The sequence below is a fragment of the Salipiger pentaromativorans genome (genome assembly GCF_024721115.1).
Taxonomy (GTDB): domain Bacteria; phylum Pseudomonadota; class Alphaproteobacteria; order Rhodobacterales; family Rhodobacteraceae; genus Salipiger; species Salipiger pentaromativorans.
This window is the reverse complement of the sequence record NZ_JAMDHK010000011.1, coordinates 173,774-190,165: the sequence shown is the minus strand read 5'-3', so window position 1 is coordinate 190,165 and position 16,392 is coordinate 173,774. Positions and strand designations below refer to the sequence as shown.

Sequence of the window (16,392 nt, the reverse complement as noted above, 5' to 3'; positions counted from 1 at the left end):
TACGAGCCCAAAATCGGTCCCTGTATGCTAAATCAAAGCCCGATTGCATGGAAATCGGCACAGCCAAAACGGTAGATCAGACGTTCCTTTGTCGTTTGTTCACATTCTTTACGTTATCGTTAAACAATTGTTTAGAACTCGATCCGACAAACGCCCAAGCCTTGCAGAGCGACTGCGGGCAGCGGAGGCTTCAATGAACGTGCTCATCGTCGAAAGCAGCAGAGAGCTGGCGACTCTCTGGCGGCGTCACCTTGAACGTTTGGGGGCGACCGTTCGTGTGGCGCATACGCAGGAAGTGGCCACCGCGCTGCTGCGCGAAGTGGATTTCAAGGTGATCGTGCTCGATCTGGTGCTGGAAGAGGGCAGCGCCCTGGCCGTGGCGGATTACGCCAGCTACCGGCAGCCCGAGACGCGGGTGATCTTTGTCACCAACACCTCGTTCTTTTCCGACGGGTCGATCTTTCAGCACTGCGCCAACGCCTGCGCCTATCTGCCCAGCGCCACACCGCCGTCCGATCTGGCCGCGATGATCGAGCATTACGCCCAGGCCCGCTCCTCCGGCTGAACCGCGCCTCAGGCCGCCTGCAACCGCTCGCGCCCGTGCGGCGCCATCAGGTCGAGATCCGGACCGGCGGGGATGATGCGCTGCGGATTGATCATATCGTGACTGTAGTAATAGTGCCGCCGGATATGGTCGAGCCGCACCGTGCCGTCCACGCCCGGCCATTGATAGAGCTCGCGCGTATAGGCCCAGAGGTTGGGGTAATCGACGATCCGCCGACGGTTGCATTTGAAGTGACAGACATAGACGTGATCGAAGCGGATCAGCGTCGTGAACAGCCGCCAATCGGCCTCGGTCACACGGTCGCCCATCAGATAGCGCTGCCGCGACAGACGTTCCTCGATCCAGTCGAGCGTCTCGAACAGCGGCCCGACCGCCTCGTCATAGGCCGCCTGCGTGGTGGCGAACCCGGCCTTGTAGACCCCGTTGTTGACCGTGTCGTAGATCCGCGCGTTCACCGGCTCGATGGCGTCGCGCAGCGCCTCCGGCCAATAGCTGTCGCGATTGCCGGTCAGCCCGTCGAAGGCGCTGTCGAACATGCGGATGATCTCGGCGCTTTCGTTCGAAACGATGGTCTCGCGCCGCTTGTCCCAGAGGACCGGCACGGTCACCCGGCCCGAGATCTTCGGATCGGCGCGCAGGTAGAGATCGCGCAGGAACGGCAGGTCGTAAAGCGCATCGCCGGTGGCGCCGGCGAAATCGCGGGAGAAGGTCCAGCCTTCGGAAAGCATGTCCGGATGCACGACGCTCACGTCGATGAGATCCGTCAGCCCCTTCAGCGCGCGAAAGATCAGCGCACGATGCGCCCAGGGACAGGCATAACTGACATAGAGATGATAGCGCCCCGGTTCGGCCGCAAAGCCGCCTTCGCCGCTCGGGCCGGGACGCCCGTCGGGCGTGATCCAGTTGCGAAAACTCGTCTTGCTGCGCACGAAATGCCCGCCCGTGTCGGTATAGTCCCAACGGTCGCGCCACACACCCTCAACCAGAAATCCCATCGGACCTTTCCTTTCCGCTTTCGGTAAATCTAGGGGCTGTGCGGAACGGGACAATTCCGAGGCTGCGCGCAGGGTCTCCCGCAGGGGCGCACAAAGGCCGATGGGTGCACAGAGTTCAAGCGAGCGCTGTCATCAAGACGATCACGCAGAAAGGGCGGATGACCCGCGTTCTTGGCTCGATCCCCGCGCCCTTGGCCCGGAATCAAGCCGAAGGCGCCGGACGGGTCCTGCCGCTTTGGCAACGTTTGCACCGCGTTGCGAGATCCTCCGGACATGGCAGGAATAAAATAAGGGTTTCAAAGCATGAGGCGGCATCCCACTGGCCACCGCTGGGCCTGGCTCCTCTTGTGCTTGAGGAGCTCGCCTCCGATCTTTCCGTCCGGGGGCAAATGCCCTTACCGGCGCAGATACCTCTGCCACAGCCAGATCAGCAGCATGGCGCCCAGCACCGCGCCCACCAGCCCGGCAAGCGCGCCGGTCATCGCGATGAGAAAGCGCAGCAACAGCCCGCCGATCAGCGCGCCGGCCATGCCGATCCCCACCGTCTCGACGACCCCCATGCGCACATTCATGAACCGCGTCGCGAGAAACCCCGCCGCGGCACCGATAACGATCAACCAGACAACGGGCATCGTTCATTTCCTCCTGCGCCAATGGGTGGGCACGATGATCAGCGCCCCGATGGACGAGGCGATGGCGTTCAGCCCCGGCGACCCGAAGCCGATCCCGAACATCAGCCGCAGGAAATAGGCCAGAAACGCGCCGCCGATACAGATGATCATGCTTTGCAAAATGCCGTTGCGGGTGAACCCCGTGCGTTCCGAAGCGTAGCCCACAATCCCCGCGATCACCACCGTGCCGATCAGAACCGGAAACATCAGCCCTCTCCCAGCCGCGTGCCGCGCGGCACCGGCATGCCGAGCAGGAAGGTCGACGCCTCCTGTGCGCCCTTGCCCGCGCGCTGCGCCCGTGTCACCTGCACCGCGCCCTCGCCGCAGGCGATGGTGAAAGTATCGTCCAGCGCCACCCCCGGCGCCCCCTGCCCCGGCACGACACGCGCGCCCAGCAGCTTGATCCGTTCGCCGCCCAGCGTGGTCCAGGCGCCGGGAAAGGGCGCCAGCCCCCGGATCTGGCGCGAGATCGCCCCGGCGTCCCGCGTCCAGTTCACCGCCGCCTCGGCCTTGTCGATCTTCTGCGCATAGGTCACGCCCTCTTCAGGCTGCGGCTCGGGCACCAGCCCCTCCAGCCGCGACAGCGCCTCGACGATCAGCCGTGCGCCCATGGCGCTCAGCCGGTCGTGCAGCGCGCCGGTGGTCTCCTCCGCGCCGATCTCCACCGCCTCGCGCAGCAGCACCGGGCCGGTGTCGAGCCCCGCCTCCATCTGCATGATGCAGATGCCGGTCTCGGCATCGCCGGACATGATGGCGCGGTGGATCGGCGCCGCCCCGCGCCAGCGCGGCAAAAGCGAGGCATGAATGTTCAGACAGCCATGAACGGGCGCATCCAGCACCGGCTGCGGCAGGATCAGCCCATAGGCCACCACCACCGCCACATCCGCTTGCAACGCCGCAAAGCGCGCCTGCTCCTCCGGCGATTTCAGGCTGACCGGGTGGCGCACCTCCAGCCCCAGCGCCTCGGCACGGGCATGCACGGGCGTCGGGCGGTCCTTCTTGCCGCGCCCGGCGGGGCGCGGCGGCTGGCAATAGACGGCGGCGATCTCGTGCCCGGCGGCCACCAGCGCATCCAGAACCGGCACCGAGAACTCGGGCGTTCCCATAAAGATCACACGCATGGCCTGCTCCTTCCCGGCGTCCTGCCCCTGAGATAGAGGCTGGCGCCGTGAGATGCCAGTGCGTCAGCGTTCCTTGACGTAGGGCTCGCCCCCGGCGCGCGGCGGGATCGCCTTGCCGACAAAGCCCGCGAGGATCACCACGGTCAGGATATAGGGCAGCGCGTCCATCACCTGTACCGGGATGGTGATGCCGCCGAGGTCGATGTTCTGATAGCGCAGCGCCACCGCCTGAAGCAGACCGAAGAGCAGGCAGGCCGAGAGCGCGTACCAGGGCCGCCACTTGGCAAAGATCAGCGCCGCCAGCGCGATATAGCCGCGCCCCGCCGTCATCTCGCGCACGAACCCCGCCTGGAGCCCCGTGGCCAGATAGGCCCCGGCCAGCCCGCAGAGCAGCCCGCAGATCGCCACGGCGGCGAACCGCAGCCCGATCACCGAGACGCCCGCCGTGTCCACCGCCTCGGGCGCTTCGCCCACCGCGCGCAGGCGCAGACCAAAGCGGGTGCGGTAGAGGATGAACCAGCTCAGCGGCACCATGAGGAAGGCGACATAGACGAGGATGGAATGGCCGGAGATCAGCTCGGCATAGACCGGGCCCAGCACCGGCACGCCGCGCAGCGCCTCGGCGAAGGGCAGCGTGATCGGCTCGAACCTTCCGCCACCCATCAGCGAGGGCGTGCGCCCGCCCTGTCCGAACCAGTCCTGCGCGATCAGCACCGTGAGGCCCGAGGCGAGGAAATTGATCGCCACGCCGGAAATCAGCTGGTTGCCCCGGAAAGTGATCGAGGCCAGCCCGTGGATGCCGCTCATGAAGAGCGAGGCGACGATCCCCGCCAGCAGCCCCACCCAGACAGAGCCAGTCATCGCCGCGACGGCGGCAGAGGCAAAGGCGGCGGCGAGCATCTTACCTTCGAGACCGATGTCGAAGATGCCCGAGCGCTCGGAGAACAGCCCGGCAAGACAGGCCAGCAACAGCGGCGTGGCCAGCCGCACGGTGGAATCGAGCACTTGCAGAAGGGTTGCGAAATCCATCAGCTGTCCCTCCTGCGGGCGGCCAGAAAGAGCCGCTCGAGCGGCATGCGCACCATGTTGTCGAGCGCCCCGGTGAAGAGGATCACCAGCGCCTGGATCACGGTGATGAGCTCACGCGGGATATTGGTCCAGAGCGCCAGCTCGGCCCCGCCCTGGTAAAGAAACCCGAAGAGCAGCGCCGCGAGGAACACGCCCACCGGATGCGACCGGCCCATGAGTGCAACGGCGATGCCGATGAAGCCCGCCCCCTCGGTGGCGTTCAGCACCAGCCGCTCGGCCTCGCCCATGGTGGTGTTGAGCGCCATGAGACCCGCCAGCCCGCCGGAGATCAGCATCGACACGATGGTGATCCGCACCGGCGAGATGCCCGCGTATTTCGCCGCGCTTTCGGAAAAGCCGAAGGCGCGGATCTCGTAGCCGAGCTTGGTGCGCCAGATCAGGAACCAGAAGCCGATACAGGCCAGAACGGCAATGAAGAAGGTGACATTGGCGGGCGAGCCCCGGAACATGCGGCTGCCCTCGGGCGCGAACATGTCCTGGAAGGTGGGCAGATGGGTGGCCTGCGGAAAGATCGCGGTGGCCGGATCCATGGCGCCGGTCGGGCGCAGCAGATTGACCAGAACATAGTTCAGCACGGCGGCGGCGATGAAGTTGAACATGATCGTGGTGATCACGATATGGCTGCCGCGTTTCGCCTGAAGATAGGAGGGGATCAGCGCCCAGACCGCCCCGAAGGCCGCCCCCGCCAGCGTGGCCACCAGCAGCGCGACGGACCAGTGCGGGAAGGGGATGAAGAGGCAGACCAGCGCCACCCCCAGCCCGCCGATCATCGCCTGCCCCTCGCCGCCGATGTTGAACATCGAAGCATGGAAGGCGACCGCGACGCACAGCCCGGTGAAGATGAAATTGGTGGTGTAGTAAAGCGTATAGCCCCAGCCAGAGCTGCGCATCAGAGCGCCGTCGACCATCAGCTTGAACGCCGCCACCGGGTCTTCGCCAATGGCCAGGATCACGATGGCCGACAGCGCGGCGGCCAGCAGAATCGAAATGAGGGGCACGAGCACCGCATCGGCCCAGGCGGGCATCTTATCCATTCCGGGCCTCGTTTCTGGGTTGCGCGCCCTGCGGGCGCGAATGCCTCCGGCGGGAGTATTTTACGAAAGATGAAAGGGCGGGCTCAGCCATGCTGTTCGGCCTCCCGCGCCTCTTTCGCGTCGAGCTGGGCGTCCACCGCCTCGATCAGCGGTTTGTCGGGGCGCTCTGTCACGCCCGCCATCAGCAGACCGAGCTCGGTCTGGTCGGTCTCGGCGGGCAGGCGTTCGCCCATGATCTGGCCGTCGAACATCACCGCGATGCGGTCCGACAGCGACAGGATCTCGTCGAGCTCGACCGAGACCAGCAGGATCGCCTTGCCCTTGTCGCGCAGCCGCACGATTTCCTGATGGATGAACTCGATGGCGCCGATATCGACGCCGCGCGTCGGCTGGCCGATGAGCAGGATGTCCGGGTCGCGCTCGATCTCGCGCGCCAGCACGATCTTCTGCTGGTTGCCGCCGGAGAAATTCCGCGCCGCGAGATTCGGATTCGGCGGGCGCACGTCGTAGCGGGTCATCTTGTCCTGCGCCTCGGCCTTGATGAGCGCGTTGTTCATCAGCGGGCCGGACTGGTAATGCGGATCGCGGTGATAGCCGAAGACGGTGTTTTCCCAGGCCGCATAGGCCATGATCAGCCCTTCGGTCTGCCGGTCCTCGGGCACATGGGCGATGCCCCGCGCCCGGCGCGACTGGCCGTCGGAATGCTTGCCGGTGAGGTCGATCTCGGCGCCATTGACGCGGATCGTGCCGGTGCCGTCCGCATAGCCGCCCAGCACCTCGAGCAGCTCGGACTGGCCGTTGCCCGCAACGCCCGCGATGCCGACGATCTCGCCTGCCTTCACCTCCAGCGAAATCCCCTTGAGCCGCTCGACCCCGTGGTGATCCACGTGACGCAGGTTCTCGATCTCCAGCACCGAGGCGCCGGGCTGCGCGGGCGCCTTGTCGACGCGCAGCAGCACCTTGCGCCCCACCATCAGCTCGGCGAGCTGCTCGGGGGAGGTCTCGGCGGTTTTCACCGTCGCTGTCATCTCGCCGCGCCGCATGACCGAGACCGTATCGGTGATCTCCATGATCTCGCGCAGCTTGTGGGTGATGAGGATGATCGTCTTGCCCTCGGCCCGCAGGTTGTCGAGGATGCGGAAGAGGTGATCGGCCTCGGCGGGGGTCAGCACGCCGGTGGGCTCGTCGAGAATGAGGATGTCGGCCTGACGGTAGAGCGCCTTGAGGATCTCGACCCGCTGCTGGTGACCGACGGAGAGGTTTTCGATCAGCTGGTCGGGATCGACCGACAGCTCGTATTCCTCGGAAAGCCGTTTCAGCACGCCACGGGCGCGCGCCAGCGAGGGGCGCAGCATCGGCCCGTCCTCGGCGCCCAGAATGACGTTTTCCAGAACGGTGAAGTTCTGCACCAGCTTGAAATGCTGGAAGACCATGCCGATGCCGGCGGCGATGGCGGCCTGACTGTCGGGGATCTCGGTCTTCTTGCCGTGAATCCAGACCTCGCCCGCGTCGGCCTTGTAGAAACCGTAGAGGATCGACATCAGCGTCGATTTCCCGGCGCCGTTCTCGCCGATAATACCGTGGATCGTGCCCGGCATGACGCGGATCGAGATGTCCTTGTTGGCCTGGACGGGGCCGAAGGCCTTGGAAATGCCCTTCAGCTCGATGGCGGGGGCGGCGGTATCGGTCATGGCGTTATGGGCTCCTGCGGCACAGGGCGGAGGCCGCGCGCCACGCGGCCTCTGGAAGCGGGACGGGGCGGCCTGTACCGCCCCGCTCGTCAGGGTCTCAGAAGCTCAGCGCCGGGCAGCTGTCGTCCGTGGAATAATCGTGGACCGCGATCTCGCCCGCGATGATCTTGGCCTTGGCATCCTCGACAGCGGTCTTCATCTCGTCGCTGACCAGCGCCTCGTTGTTCTCGTCCATCGCATAGCCGACGCCGTTCTCGGCCAGGCCCAGCACCATGACACCGGTTTGCAGATCGGGGCCCTGCTCCATCGCGTCCTTCACGGCGACATCGACGCGCTTGAGCATCGAGGTCAGCACCTTGCCCGGATGCAGGTAGTTCTGGTTGCTGTCCACGCCGACCGACAGGATGTTTTCATCCGCAGCGGTCTGAAGAACCCCCAGCCCGGTGCCACCGGCAGCGGCATAGACCACATCGGCCCCCTGGGAAATCTGCGCCTTGGTCAGTTCCGAGCCCTTCACCGGGTCGTTCCAGGCCGCCGGCGTGGTGCCGGTCATGTTCGAGATCACGGTGGCGTCGGGGTTCACCGCCTTCACGCCCTGGGCGTAGCCGCAGGCGAATTTGCGGATCAGCGGGATGTCCATGCCGCCGACAAAGCCCACGGTGCCGGATTTCGAGGCCATCGCCGCCATCATGCCGACGAGATACGAGCCCTCATGTTCCGAGAACAGGATCGACAGCACGTTGGGGTGTTCTTCGGGGTTCACGAACCCGTCGATGGTGACGAATTTGGTATCCGGATAATCGGCGGCAACCGAGGCGATGGGCGCCGACATCGAGAAGCCGGTGGTCACCACCGGGTTGAACCCGGCCTCGGCGAAGCGGCGCAGGGCCTGCTCGCGCTGCGCTTCGGATTGCAGCTCGATGTCCTTGTAGGCGCCGCCGGTTTCCGATGCATAGGCCTCGGCCCCGTTGAAGGCTGCCTCGTTGAAACTCTTGTCGTATTTCCCGCCCAGATCGTAGATCAGCGCCGGATCGGCCAGCGCGGCGCCCGCGGTCAGCGCCAGCGATGCGGCGGCGCCGAGAAATTTGGTCATGAGGGTCATGTCTTGCTCCCAGGTGGTGATGGCGGCGCAAACACGCGCACCGCTCTTATGCCTGATCCATGCAGATCACGGATGATTAAGGCTTTGGCGCGCAGTGGGGTCAACAGCTTTTTGCGTGAGCTGCCGCAGGGTTGCGACGGGTCCGAGCTTAATTTTCAGGCAACGCCTTGCGCATGAGCAATGCGTCGTCACGGCTTCCGTCGGGGCAAGTATAATAGGCCGTGCGCCGCCCCACAGGCGCATATCCGCAAGCGAAATAGAAGCCCCGGGCCGGGGCATTGGCCGCGGCGACCTCCAGAAAGATCTCCACCGCGTCGCGCGCGGCGGCGGCGCGTTCGAACCGTGCCAGCGCCGCCCGCGCCGCACCCCGCCGCTGCCCGTCCGGATCGGTGGCCAGCGCCAGAATCTCGGCCTCGTCGGCCACGACGCGCCCCAGCACAAACGCCGCCTCTCCCACGGTCAGCAGCGCCGTGGGATGGGACAGTGTCGCGGCAAACTCCGCCTCGGTCCAGGGGGTCATATGGCGATAGGCGCGGGCAGCAATGCCCGCAAGCTCGGCAGGTGTCACGGCAGGATGACCGGCGGCGGCTCTTTCGAGGGCGCCGCATCGGCGGGGCGGATATAGACCGGCGCCGGGCGCGGGCCGGGCCGGCCAAGCCGCAGTTTTTCCGCCGCGACCCGGGCGATGGCAGCGGCGGGTCCGCCCATGCAATCCACGCAATAGGCGGCAAACGGCGCGGGCTCGGACTTCCGCCCTTCGTTCAGGATCGCCGTCAGGACACCCGCCTCGGCCCCCACAACCGGCGCGCCGGGGGGAACCTCGGCCAGACGCGCACGCACAGCCGCAGCGTCGCCATAGACTTCAAGCTCGATCGGACGGCCATGCGCCACGCCCGCGTCAAAGACCTGCACCACCACGTCGGCACCGCGCCGCGACGACCGCAGGCTGACGAGTTCCGGGCGCGTGTCATGCAGCCCGCCGGGCCCGCGCAGCGCCTCGAATTCCGACACGCCGACGGCGGGAATCCCAAGTCCCAGCGCGAGGCCGCGCGCCGTCGCCACCGAGATCCGAATGCCGGTGAAATTGCCGGGCCCGGTGCCCACCGCCACCGCATCCAGCTCCTCCCAGACCGCGCCCACCTCGTCGAGCAGCGCCTGCAGCATCGGCATCAGGCGTTCCGCCTGGCCGCGCCCCATCTCCTCGTGGCGCTCCGCCACGATCTGCCCGCCCAACAGCAGCGCGGCCACGCAATGCGCGGCCGAGGTGTCGAAAGCGAGAATGGTCGGCTCTGCAGTCATGCACGCACCGGCCCGGTCAGGCGACCGGGCGCACCTCGGTCACTTCCGGAATGTAATGGCGCAGCAGGTTCTCGATGCCCATCTTCAGCGTCAGGGTCGAGGACGGGCAGCCGGCGCAGGCCCCCTGCATATGCAGATAAACGACCCCCCGCTCGAAACCGTGGAAAGTGATGTCGCCACCGTCCTGCGCCACCGCCGGACGCACGCGGCTGTCGAGCAGCTCCTTGATCTGGCCGACGATCTCGGCATCCTCGCCATCGAACTCCGCATGGCCCGAGGCACCGCCCTCGCCCGCCATCACCGGATCGCCCGATTGGAAATGCTCCATGATCGCGCCCAGCACCGCCGGTTTCACATGGTCCCAATCCGCAGCCTCGTCCTTGGTCACGGTGACAAAATCGCTGCCGAAGAACACCCCGGTCACACCTTTCACCCCGAAGAGCCGCTTGGCCAGCGGCGAGGCTTCGGCGCCCTCGGCGCTGGGAAAATCGGCTGTCCCCGCCTCGAGCACGGATTGGCCGGGCAGGAATTTCAGCGTCGCGGGATTCGGGGTCGATTCGGTCTGAATGAACATCTGCGGGATACCTTTCTCGGGGCCCCCTCTATATGCGCTTCTCACCGCAAGCCGTCAAGGTTTAGAACCATTCTAACCTATCGGATACCCGGTGCCAGCGCCGTGTCGGAATAGCCCGTGAGCCGCCAGAAGGCTTCGGCCTCCGGGCCGATCCGCGCCAGGGCGCGACCCAGTACCTCGGGCCTCAGCGCCCGGTGCAGCGCATATGAGACCGCCTCGACCGCGTTTTCGGAAATGAAATTGTGATCGGCGCGCAGCGCCCGGGCCTCGGCGAGATAGGTCTCGGCCCCGGCCCAGGGCAGCGGCTCCGCCGGCTCCCAACCCTGCACGAACAGCGCGCGTGGCACCGCAGGCAGACCCTGCGCAAAGGCAAGCGCCTGCGCCACCGTCAACCGCCGCCGGAATGCGCCAAAGACCCCTTCCGCCGCCGTATAGGCCACGTTCGACGACGGCGTGCCCAGCACCTCGCGAATATCGTCGAGAAACAGCCCCCATTCCTTCTCCGGATGGCGAAAGGTCCAGGGCATCGGCATCGCGTCCCTCCCCGTTTCTTCTCTTTCCAAATACGCACACCGCCTTCGCGGCCGGGCGCGGCGTCAGGTGATCGCCTCGAGCCGTTCCTTGGACAGATCACCGGGCACGATGGTCACCGGAACCGGCAGGCTGCCCGAACTCTTGCTGAGCTGGCTCACCAGCGGCCCCGGCCCCTTCTTGCCCGAGGCGGCCCCCAGCACCAGCACGCCGATGCTCTCGTCCACGCGGATCTGCGCGAGAATTTCCGCAACCACATCCCCCTCGCGGATGATCAGCTCGGGATCCACCCCCTGACGGTCGCGCATCCATTTCGCGAAAACCTCGAAATGCGCGTGAATGCGCTCCCGCGCCTCCTCGCGCATGATGTCCCCGACCCCGATCCAGTGATTGAACTCGTCCGGCGGAATCACCGACAGGATCGTCACACCGCCGCGGGTGCGCGCCGCCCGCATGGCGGCAAAGCGCATCGCGTTCAGGCATTCGCGGCTGTCATCGAGTATGACGAGGAACTTGCGCATGGCATCTCTCCCTGAGCGGCGATCATGGCGCAGCGCGGCGGCTCAGGCAACGGCGATCTGCGCCGGGGCCGCCCTGCCCCGGTCAGCCCTCGCTGGCGGCCCAGTCCCAGTAAAGCGCGCGGACGCGCTGCGTGACCGGGCCGATCTGATAGCTGGTTTCCTCGAACCCCACCACCGGGGTCACCTTGTGCATGTTGCCCGACAGGAAGACCTCGTCGGCGCTTTCGAAATCCTCGAAGCTCAGCACGGCCTCATGCACCTCGATTCCGTCCGCCCGCATATTGACCATGTGACGCGCGCGGGTGATCCCCGCCAGGAAGGTGCCGTTGGCGATGGGGGTGAAGGCCACCCCGTCCTTGACCATGAAGACATTGGCGGTGGCGCTTTCGGCCACATTGCCCATGGCATCGGCCACCAGCGCATTGCCGAAGCCGCGCTGCCGCACCTCGGCCAGCATCCGCGCATTGTTGGGATAGAGGCAGCCCGCCTTGGCATTGACCACCGCATCCTCCATCACCGGACGCCGGAATCGCGTACGTCCGAGCGTCGTGCTCGCGGTCGGCGGCGCCACGGGAATTTCCTCGAGGCTGATCGCGAACCCGGTCTCGCCCGCCGAGGGCACGATGGCCGAGGCGTCACCGTGGATCGCCCAGTACATCGGCCGGATATAGACGGCCGTCTCCTTGGGATAGGCCGAGAGCCCCTCCCAGACGATCTGCACCATGTCTTCGGTCGACACCGTCGGCTCGATCATCAGCGCCTTGGCCGAGCGGTTCACACGGGCGCAATGGGCGTAGAGATCGGGGGCCAGCCCGTTCACGTAGCGCGCGCCATCGAACACATTGCTGCCCAGCCACGAGCCGTGATCGGCGGCCTTCATCACCGGGACGTCGCCGTCATGCCAGGTGCCTTGAAAATAGGTGCGGATGTTCTTGCCGACTGCCATGTTCGCGTCCTCCGGTCGTTTGCGGCCACGGTAGGGCGCGCGCCGGCGAAGGTCCAGTGCGCGGAGCGGCGCAGGGAGGCGGCAAATTCCTTCCAAGGAATTTGCAAATCTTTTCGAAAAGATTTGCGCCCGGCTCAACCCTGATCGTGGAAAAACGCGTAGATCCGTTCCGCCAGCGCCGCGCTGACCCCGTCCACCGCCTTGAGATCGGCGAGATTGGCGCGCGAGACCGCCTTGGCGGAGCCGAAATGCGCCAGCAGCGCGCGCTTGCGCGAGGCGCCCACGCCGGGCACCTCGTCGAGCGGGTTGGCCATCTGGCTCTTCGCCCGCTTCGCCCGGTGGGTGCCGATGGCAAAGCGGTGCGCCTCGTCGCGCAGGCGCTGGATGAAATAGAGCACCGGGTCGTTGTGGCGCAGCGCAAAAGGGCGCTGGCCGATGCGGTGGAACTCCTCCTTGCCGGCGTCGCGGTCGATGCCCTTGGCGACACCGACCATGGGCACATCCTCGACCCCGTATTCGCGCATGATCTCGGCCACCGCGCTGACCTGCCCCGCCCCGCCGTCGATCAACAGCAGATCCGGCCAGAGCCCCTTGTCGCGTTCGGGGTCGTCTTTCAGCAGCCGGGTGAAGCGGCGCGTCAGCACCTCCTTCATCATGCCGAAATCGTCCCCCGGCGTCAGATCGTCGCCCCGGATGTTGAACTTGCGGTACTGGTTCTTCAGAAACCCCTCCGGCCCCGCCACGATCATCGCGCCCACCGCATTAGTGCCCATGATATGCGAGTTGTCATAGACCTCGATCCGCTGCGGCGGCGCATCGAGCGCAAAGGCCTCGGCCACCCCGCGCAGCAGCTTGGCCTGGGTCGCGGTCTCGGCCATGCGGCGCGCGAGGCTTTCGCGGGCGTTGCGTGCGGCGCCTTCCACCAGCTCGGCCTTTTCGCCCCGCTGCGGCACCGCGATCTCGACCTTGCGGCCGAGCTTGCCCGACAGGGCATCGGCCATCAGGTCGGGGTTTTCGATCTCGTGAGACAGCAGCAGCAGGCGCGGCGGCTCCTTGGTGTCGTAGAACTGGCCGAGGAAGGCCTCCAGCACCTCGGCGGCCTCCACATCCTCGCCCACGCGGGGATAGTAATCCTTGTTACCCCAGTTCTGATGCGCCCGGATGAAGAACACCTGCACGCAGGCCTGCCCGCCCTCCATGTGCAGCGCGATCACATCCGCCTCGGCCACGCCGCGCGGGTTGATCCCCTGCACCGTCTGCACCTGCGTCAGCGCGCGGATGCGGTCGCGCAGGGCGGCGGCGCGCTCGAACTCCATCGCGTCCGAGGCCGCCTGCATCTGGCCCGCCAGCACCTCCTGCACCTCGGTCGACTTGCCCGAGAGAAAGCGCTGCGCATCCTTGACCGAGCGCGCATACTCCGCCTCCGAGACATAGCCCACGCAGGGCGCCGAGCAGCGCTTGATCTGGTAGAGCAGGCAGGGCCGCGTGCGGCCCTCGAACATGGAATCCGAGCAGTTGCGCAGCAGGAACACCTTTTGCAGCTGGTTCAGCGTCCGGTTCACCGCGCCGGCGCTGGCGAAGGGGCCGTAATAGGCGCCCTTCTCGGTTTTGGCCCCCCGGTGTTTCTTGATCTGCGGAAAGGCGTGTTCCGTGGTCACCATGATATTGGGGAAGGACTTGTCGTCGCGCAGCAGCACGTTGAACTTGGGCTTGAGCTGCTTGATCAGGTTCTGTTCGAGCAGCAGCGCCTCGGTCTCGGTCCGCGTCGTGAGAAACATCATCGACGCGGTTTCCGAGATCATCCGCGCGATGCGCCGCGAATGTCCCGAGGGGCGCGCATAGTTCGACACCCGCGCCTTCAGGTTGCGCGCCTTGCCGACGTAAAGCACCCGGCTCTGCTCATCCAGCATCCGGTAGACGCCCGGACTGGAATCGAGCGTCCTCAGATAGCCCTGGATCACCTCGTAGCCGCGCGGAGCGGCGGTCGTATCGGGGGCGGGCGGGTCACTGGTCATCGTTGGCGCTCAAATGGTCACGAAGGCGTGATTCTCGCGGCATCTGCTGCAATGCCGCCCGGCAGAGTTCAAGGAATTTTCCATCCACCGAAGCTGTGGATAAACTTGAGGGCAAATTCCAGACATCGGGAAATTTTCCTTGTATTCAGCCCGCTTCCTTGGTTTGCACAATATTTAGCCGAAAAGTTAACGTATTGATTTTGCGAAAAACTTTTCGAGGACCTATTCCAAGTCATTGACCTCACGACGATTTTGTAACGTCTTTCCAACAATTCCAAGACCAGTGCAAAACTTTACCCTGGGGCATTATTCGACGCCCAACACGTCAGGCGTGCGCCAGCCCAGATGTTGCCCGCCATCCACGCAAAGAAGCTGGCCGGTCACCGCCGGCGCATCGAGCAGAAACCCCAGCGCCGCGGTGATGTCGGCCGGGTTTGCGCCGCGTTCGAGGATCGTCGCCGCCCGCTGCCGGGCGAAATGCCCCTCGCTCTGCCGGCCGCCGCGCAGCGTCGGCCCCGGCCCGATGGCATTGACCCGCACCCGCGGCGCAAGCGCCATGGCCGCGGTCTGCGTCAGCGTCCAGAGCGCCGATTTCGCCAGCGTGTAGCTCATGAATTCCGGCGTCAGCTTGCGCACCCGCTGGTCGATCATATTGACCACCAGCCCCTGCGCAAGCGGCTCGCCCATTTCGTCGGGCAGCGGGTCCGGAACCTGCGCTGCCAGCGCCTGGATCAGCAGAAACGGCGCCCGCAGGTTCGATTCCATATGCCGGTCCCAGCTTTCGCGCGTGGTGCTGGCCAGATTGTCGTATTCGAAGATCGAGGCATTGTTGACCAGCACCGTCACCGGCCCGCCCAGCGCCTCGGCCGCGCACGGCAACAGGGCCTGGGTCGCCGCCTCGTGCAGCAGGTCCGCCTGTAGCGCGGTGGCGCTGCGGCCCATCGCGCGGATCTCGGACACCAGATCCTCGGCATGCTCGCGCGAACCGGCGTAATGCACCGCCACGTCATAGCCCCGGCCGGCGAGCAAAAGCGCCATGGCGCGGCCAAGCCGCTTGCCGGCACCGGTCACCAACGCGCGTTTCTCCGCAATCGCCATCGCCGCCCCCTGTCAGATCAACACAGCAGCAACATAGCCCAGATAGAGCAGCGACAAGACCGCGCCCCAGACGCGGCCCAGATCCCGCCCCCAGAACACGAAGGGAAGCAGCAGCAGCGTCGCGCCTAGCATCACCCAGAGGTCGAAATGCAGGAACTCGGGATCCACCGGCATCGGCTTGATCAGCGCCGCCACCCCGATGATGGCAAGCAGATTGAACAGGTTGGAACCGATCACATTGCCCAGCGCCACATCCGCCTGCCGGCGGATCGCCGCCATCACCGTGGTCGCGAGCTCCGGCAGCGAGGTGCCCAGGGCCACCAGCGTCAGACCGATCACCGTATCGGGCACCCCGAACTTCGTGGCGATCTCGGTGGCGCTTTCGACCAGAAGATCGGCGCCCAGCGGCAGCCCCACCAGCCCCAGCACCAGAAACAGCCCGATCTTCCACCAGGGCATGTCCGGATCCGCGCCCTCGGGCTCTTCCAGCTCTTCGAGATCGGCATCGGCCCGGCCATCCCGACGGTGGCGCAGGGCGTCACGCACCGAGTCGCTCAGGATCACCGCCAGCACCACCAGCAGCACCACAGCCGCCAGCCGGTCGAACACCCCCCGGAAGGCCAGCGCGATGAACAGCAGCGACGCGGCCAGCATGATCACATAGCTCTTGCGCGTATCATGCGCCGAGGTGTGCATCACCGCGATCAGCCCGGGGATGCCCAGCACCAGCAGCACGTTCGCCGTGTTCGAGCCCACCACATTGCCAAGCGCAATGCCCGGCACGCCTTCCAGCGCGGCCTTGATCGAGATCAGCAGCTCGGGGGCCGAGGTGCCGAAGGCGACGATGGTCAGGCTGACGATCAGCGCCGGAATGCCGACGCGCAGCGACAGGTTCACCGCCCCCTTCACCAGCGCATCGCCCGCAAGCAACAGGATCACAAGACCCAGACCCGCATAGAGGAAGACCATGATCAGCCCTTCTTTTTTCCGCAGTCGCAGGGTCCGTTCCCGATCCGGTAACGGCCGCAGCGCGGACATTTCTTCTGAGACAGGCGCGCCGCGCCGGGTATCCGGAGCTTGCCGAACATGCCGAGCACGGCGATCACCACCAGGAAGACGACAACGATCTTGGCCAGCACG

At 66.0% G+C, this 16,392-nt stretch carries 20 protein-coding genes; 2 read left to right on the top strand and 18 right to left on the bottom strand.

From position 1 onward, the window contains the following. Positions 1 to 197, top strand: a 197-nt coding sequence (locus M4578_RS16670) for a hypothetical protein (protein ID WP_258094422.1), incomplete at its 5' end; no start/stop codon positions are given. Continuing rightward, positions 194 to 565, top strand: a complete 372-nt coding sequence (locus tag M4578_RS16665) for a response regulator transcription factor (protein ID WP_258094421.1) — start codon at positions 194 to 196, stop codon at positions 563 to 565. The genes M4578_RS16670 and M4578_RS16665, both read left to right, overlap by 4 nt. An 8-nt stretch (positions 566 to 573) precedes the next feature. Here the strand turns inward: M4578_RS16665 and M4578_RS16660 are convergent, their stop codons facing one another. The 18 genes from M4578_RS16660 to M4578_RS16575 all read right to left on the bottom strand — a co-directional run bounded on the left by M4578_RS16660 (position 574) and on the right by M4578_RS16575 (position 16,391). Next, positions 574 to 1,560 (bottom strand): glutathione S-transferase family protein, encoded by a 987-nt coding sequence (locus tag M4578_RS16660; RefSeq protein ID WP_258094420.1) that lies wholly within the window; start codon positions 1,558 to 1,560, stop codon positions 574 to 576. A gap of 395 nt (positions 1,561 to 1,955) precedes the next feature. Then, a complete protein-coding gene (locus M4578_RS16655; RefSeq protein WP_258094419.1) occupies positions 1,956 to 2,192 on the bottom strand; it encodes a GlsB/YeaQ/YmgE family stress response membrane protein in 237 nt (78 codons plus the stop codon). 3 nt (positions 2,193 to 2,195) lie between these two features. Beyond that, a complete protein-coding gene (locus tag M4578_RS16650) occupies positions 2,196 to 2,438 on the bottom strand; it encodes a hypothetical protein (RefSeq protein ID WP_258094418.1) in 243 nt (80 codons plus the stop codon). After that, the gene (fmt, locus tag M4578_RS16645) at positions 2,438 to 3,352 is read right to left on the bottom strand and encodes a methionyl-tRNA formyltransferase (RefSeq protein WP_258094417.1); all 915 of its coding nucleotides are present in this window, start codon (positions 3,350 to 3,352) and stop codon (positions 2,438 to 2,440) included. Before fmt ends, M4578_RS16650 begins: the two co-directional genes overlap by 1 nt. Before the next feature lie 63 nt (positions 3,353 to 3,415). Continuing rightward, the gene (locus M4578_RS16640) at positions 3,416 to 4,381 is read right to left on the bottom strand and encodes an ABC transporter permease (RefSeq protein ID WP_258094416.1); all 966 of its coding nucleotides are present in this window, start codon (positions 4,379 to 4,381) and stop codon (positions 3,416 to 3,418) included. Further along, positions 4,381 to 5,475: an ABC transporter permease gene (locus M4578_RS16635; RefSeq protein WP_258094415.1), complete on the bottom strand. Its 1,095-nt coding sequence runs from the start codon at positions 5,473 to 5,475 to the stop codon at positions 4,381 to 4,383. The genes M4578_RS16640 and M4578_RS16635 overlap by 1 nt, the downstream gene beginning before the upstream one ends. Before the next feature lie 83 nt (positions 5,476 to 5,558). Further along, positions 5,559 to 7,166 carry an ABC transporter ATP-binding protein gene (locus M4578_RS16630; protein WP_258094414.1) on the bottom strand — a complete coding sequence of 536 codons (1,608 nt, stop codon included), beginning with the start codon at positions 7,164 to 7,166 and terminating at the stop codon, positions 5,559 to 5,561. Between the two features lie 97 nt (positions 7,167 to 7,263). Continuing rightward, positions 7,264 to 8,268 carry a BMP family lipoprotein gene (locus M4578_RS16625; RefSeq protein ID WP_258094413.1) on the bottom strand — a complete coding sequence of 335 codons (1,005 nt, stop codon included), beginning with the start codon at positions 8,266 to 8,268 and terminating at the stop codon, positions 7,264 to 7,266. 148 nt (positions 8,269 to 8,416) lie between these two features. After that, positions 8,417 to 8,836, bottom strand: a complete 420-nt coding sequence (locus tag M4578_RS16620) for a GNAT family N-acetyltransferase (protein ID WP_258094412.1) — start codon at positions 8,834 to 8,836, stop codon at positions 8,417 to 8,419. Then, positions 8,833 to 9,567: a tRNA (adenosine(37)-N6)-threonylcarbamoyltransferase complex dimerization subunit type 1 TsaB gene (gene tsaB, locus M4578_RS16615; protein WP_258094411.1), complete on the bottom strand. Its 735-nt coding sequence runs from the start codon at positions 9,565 to 9,567 to the stop codon at positions 8,833 to 8,835. Before tsaB ends, M4578_RS16620 begins: the two co-directional genes overlap by 4 nt. A gap of 16 nt (positions 9,568 to 9,583) precedes the next feature. Beyond that, positions 9,584 to 10,141: a NifU family protein gene (locus tag M4578_RS16610; RefSeq protein WP_258094410.1), complete on the bottom strand. Its 558-nt coding sequence runs from the start codon at positions 10,139 to 10,141 to the stop codon at positions 9,584 to 9,586. 77 nt (positions 10,142 to 10,218) lie between these two features. After that, on the bottom strand, positions 10,219 to 10,674 hold the full coding sequence (locus M4578_RS16605) for a DUF2267 domain-containing protein (protein ID WP_258094409.1): 456 nt from the start codon (positions 10,672 to 10,674) through the stop codon (positions 10,219 to 10,221). 63 nt (positions 10,675 to 10,737) lie between these two features. Next, positions 10,738 to 11,193 carry a universal stress protein gene (locus tag M4578_RS16600; RefSeq protein ID WP_258094408.1) on the bottom strand — a complete coding sequence of 152 codons (456 nt, stop codon included), beginning with the start codon at positions 11,191 to 11,193 and terminating at the stop codon, positions 10,738 to 10,740. An 82-nt stretch (positions 11,194 to 11,275) separates the two neighbouring features. Next, a complete protein-coding gene (locus M4578_RS16595) occupies positions 11,276 to 12,139 on the bottom strand; it encodes a branched-chain amino acid aminotransferase (protein ID WP_258094407.1) in 864 nt (287 codons plus the stop codon). A gap of 134 nt (positions 12,140 to 12,273) precedes the next feature. Further along, a complete protein-coding gene (uvrC, locus tag M4578_RS16590; RefSeq protein ID WP_258094406.1) occupies positions 12,274 to 14,154 on the bottom strand; it encodes an excinuclease ABC subunit UvrC in 1,881 nt (626 codons plus the stop codon). 306 nt (positions 14,155 to 14,460) lie between these two features. Further along, positions 14,461 to 15,252 carry an SDR family oxidoreductase gene (locus M4578_RS16585; RefSeq protein WP_258094405.1) on the bottom strand — a complete coding sequence of 264 codons (792 nt, stop codon included), beginning with the start codon at positions 15,250 to 15,252 and terminating at the stop codon, positions 14,461 to 14,463. Positions 15,253 to 15,264: 12 nt separating this feature from the next. Beyond that, positions 15,265 to 16,221 carry a calcium/sodium antiporter gene (locus tag M4578_RS16580; RefSeq protein WP_258094404.1) on the bottom strand — a complete coding sequence of 319 codons (957 nt, stop codon included), beginning with the start codon at positions 16,219 to 16,221 and terminating at the stop codon, positions 15,265 to 15,267. Between the two features lie 2 nt (positions 16,222 to 16,223). After that, positions 16,224 to 16,391, bottom strand: coding sequence for a hypothetical protein (locus M4578_RS16575; RefSeq protein ID WP_258094403.1), 168 nt, complete (start codon positions 16,389 to 16,391; stop codon positions 16,224 to 16,226). Position 16,392: the final 1 nt, after the last annotated feature.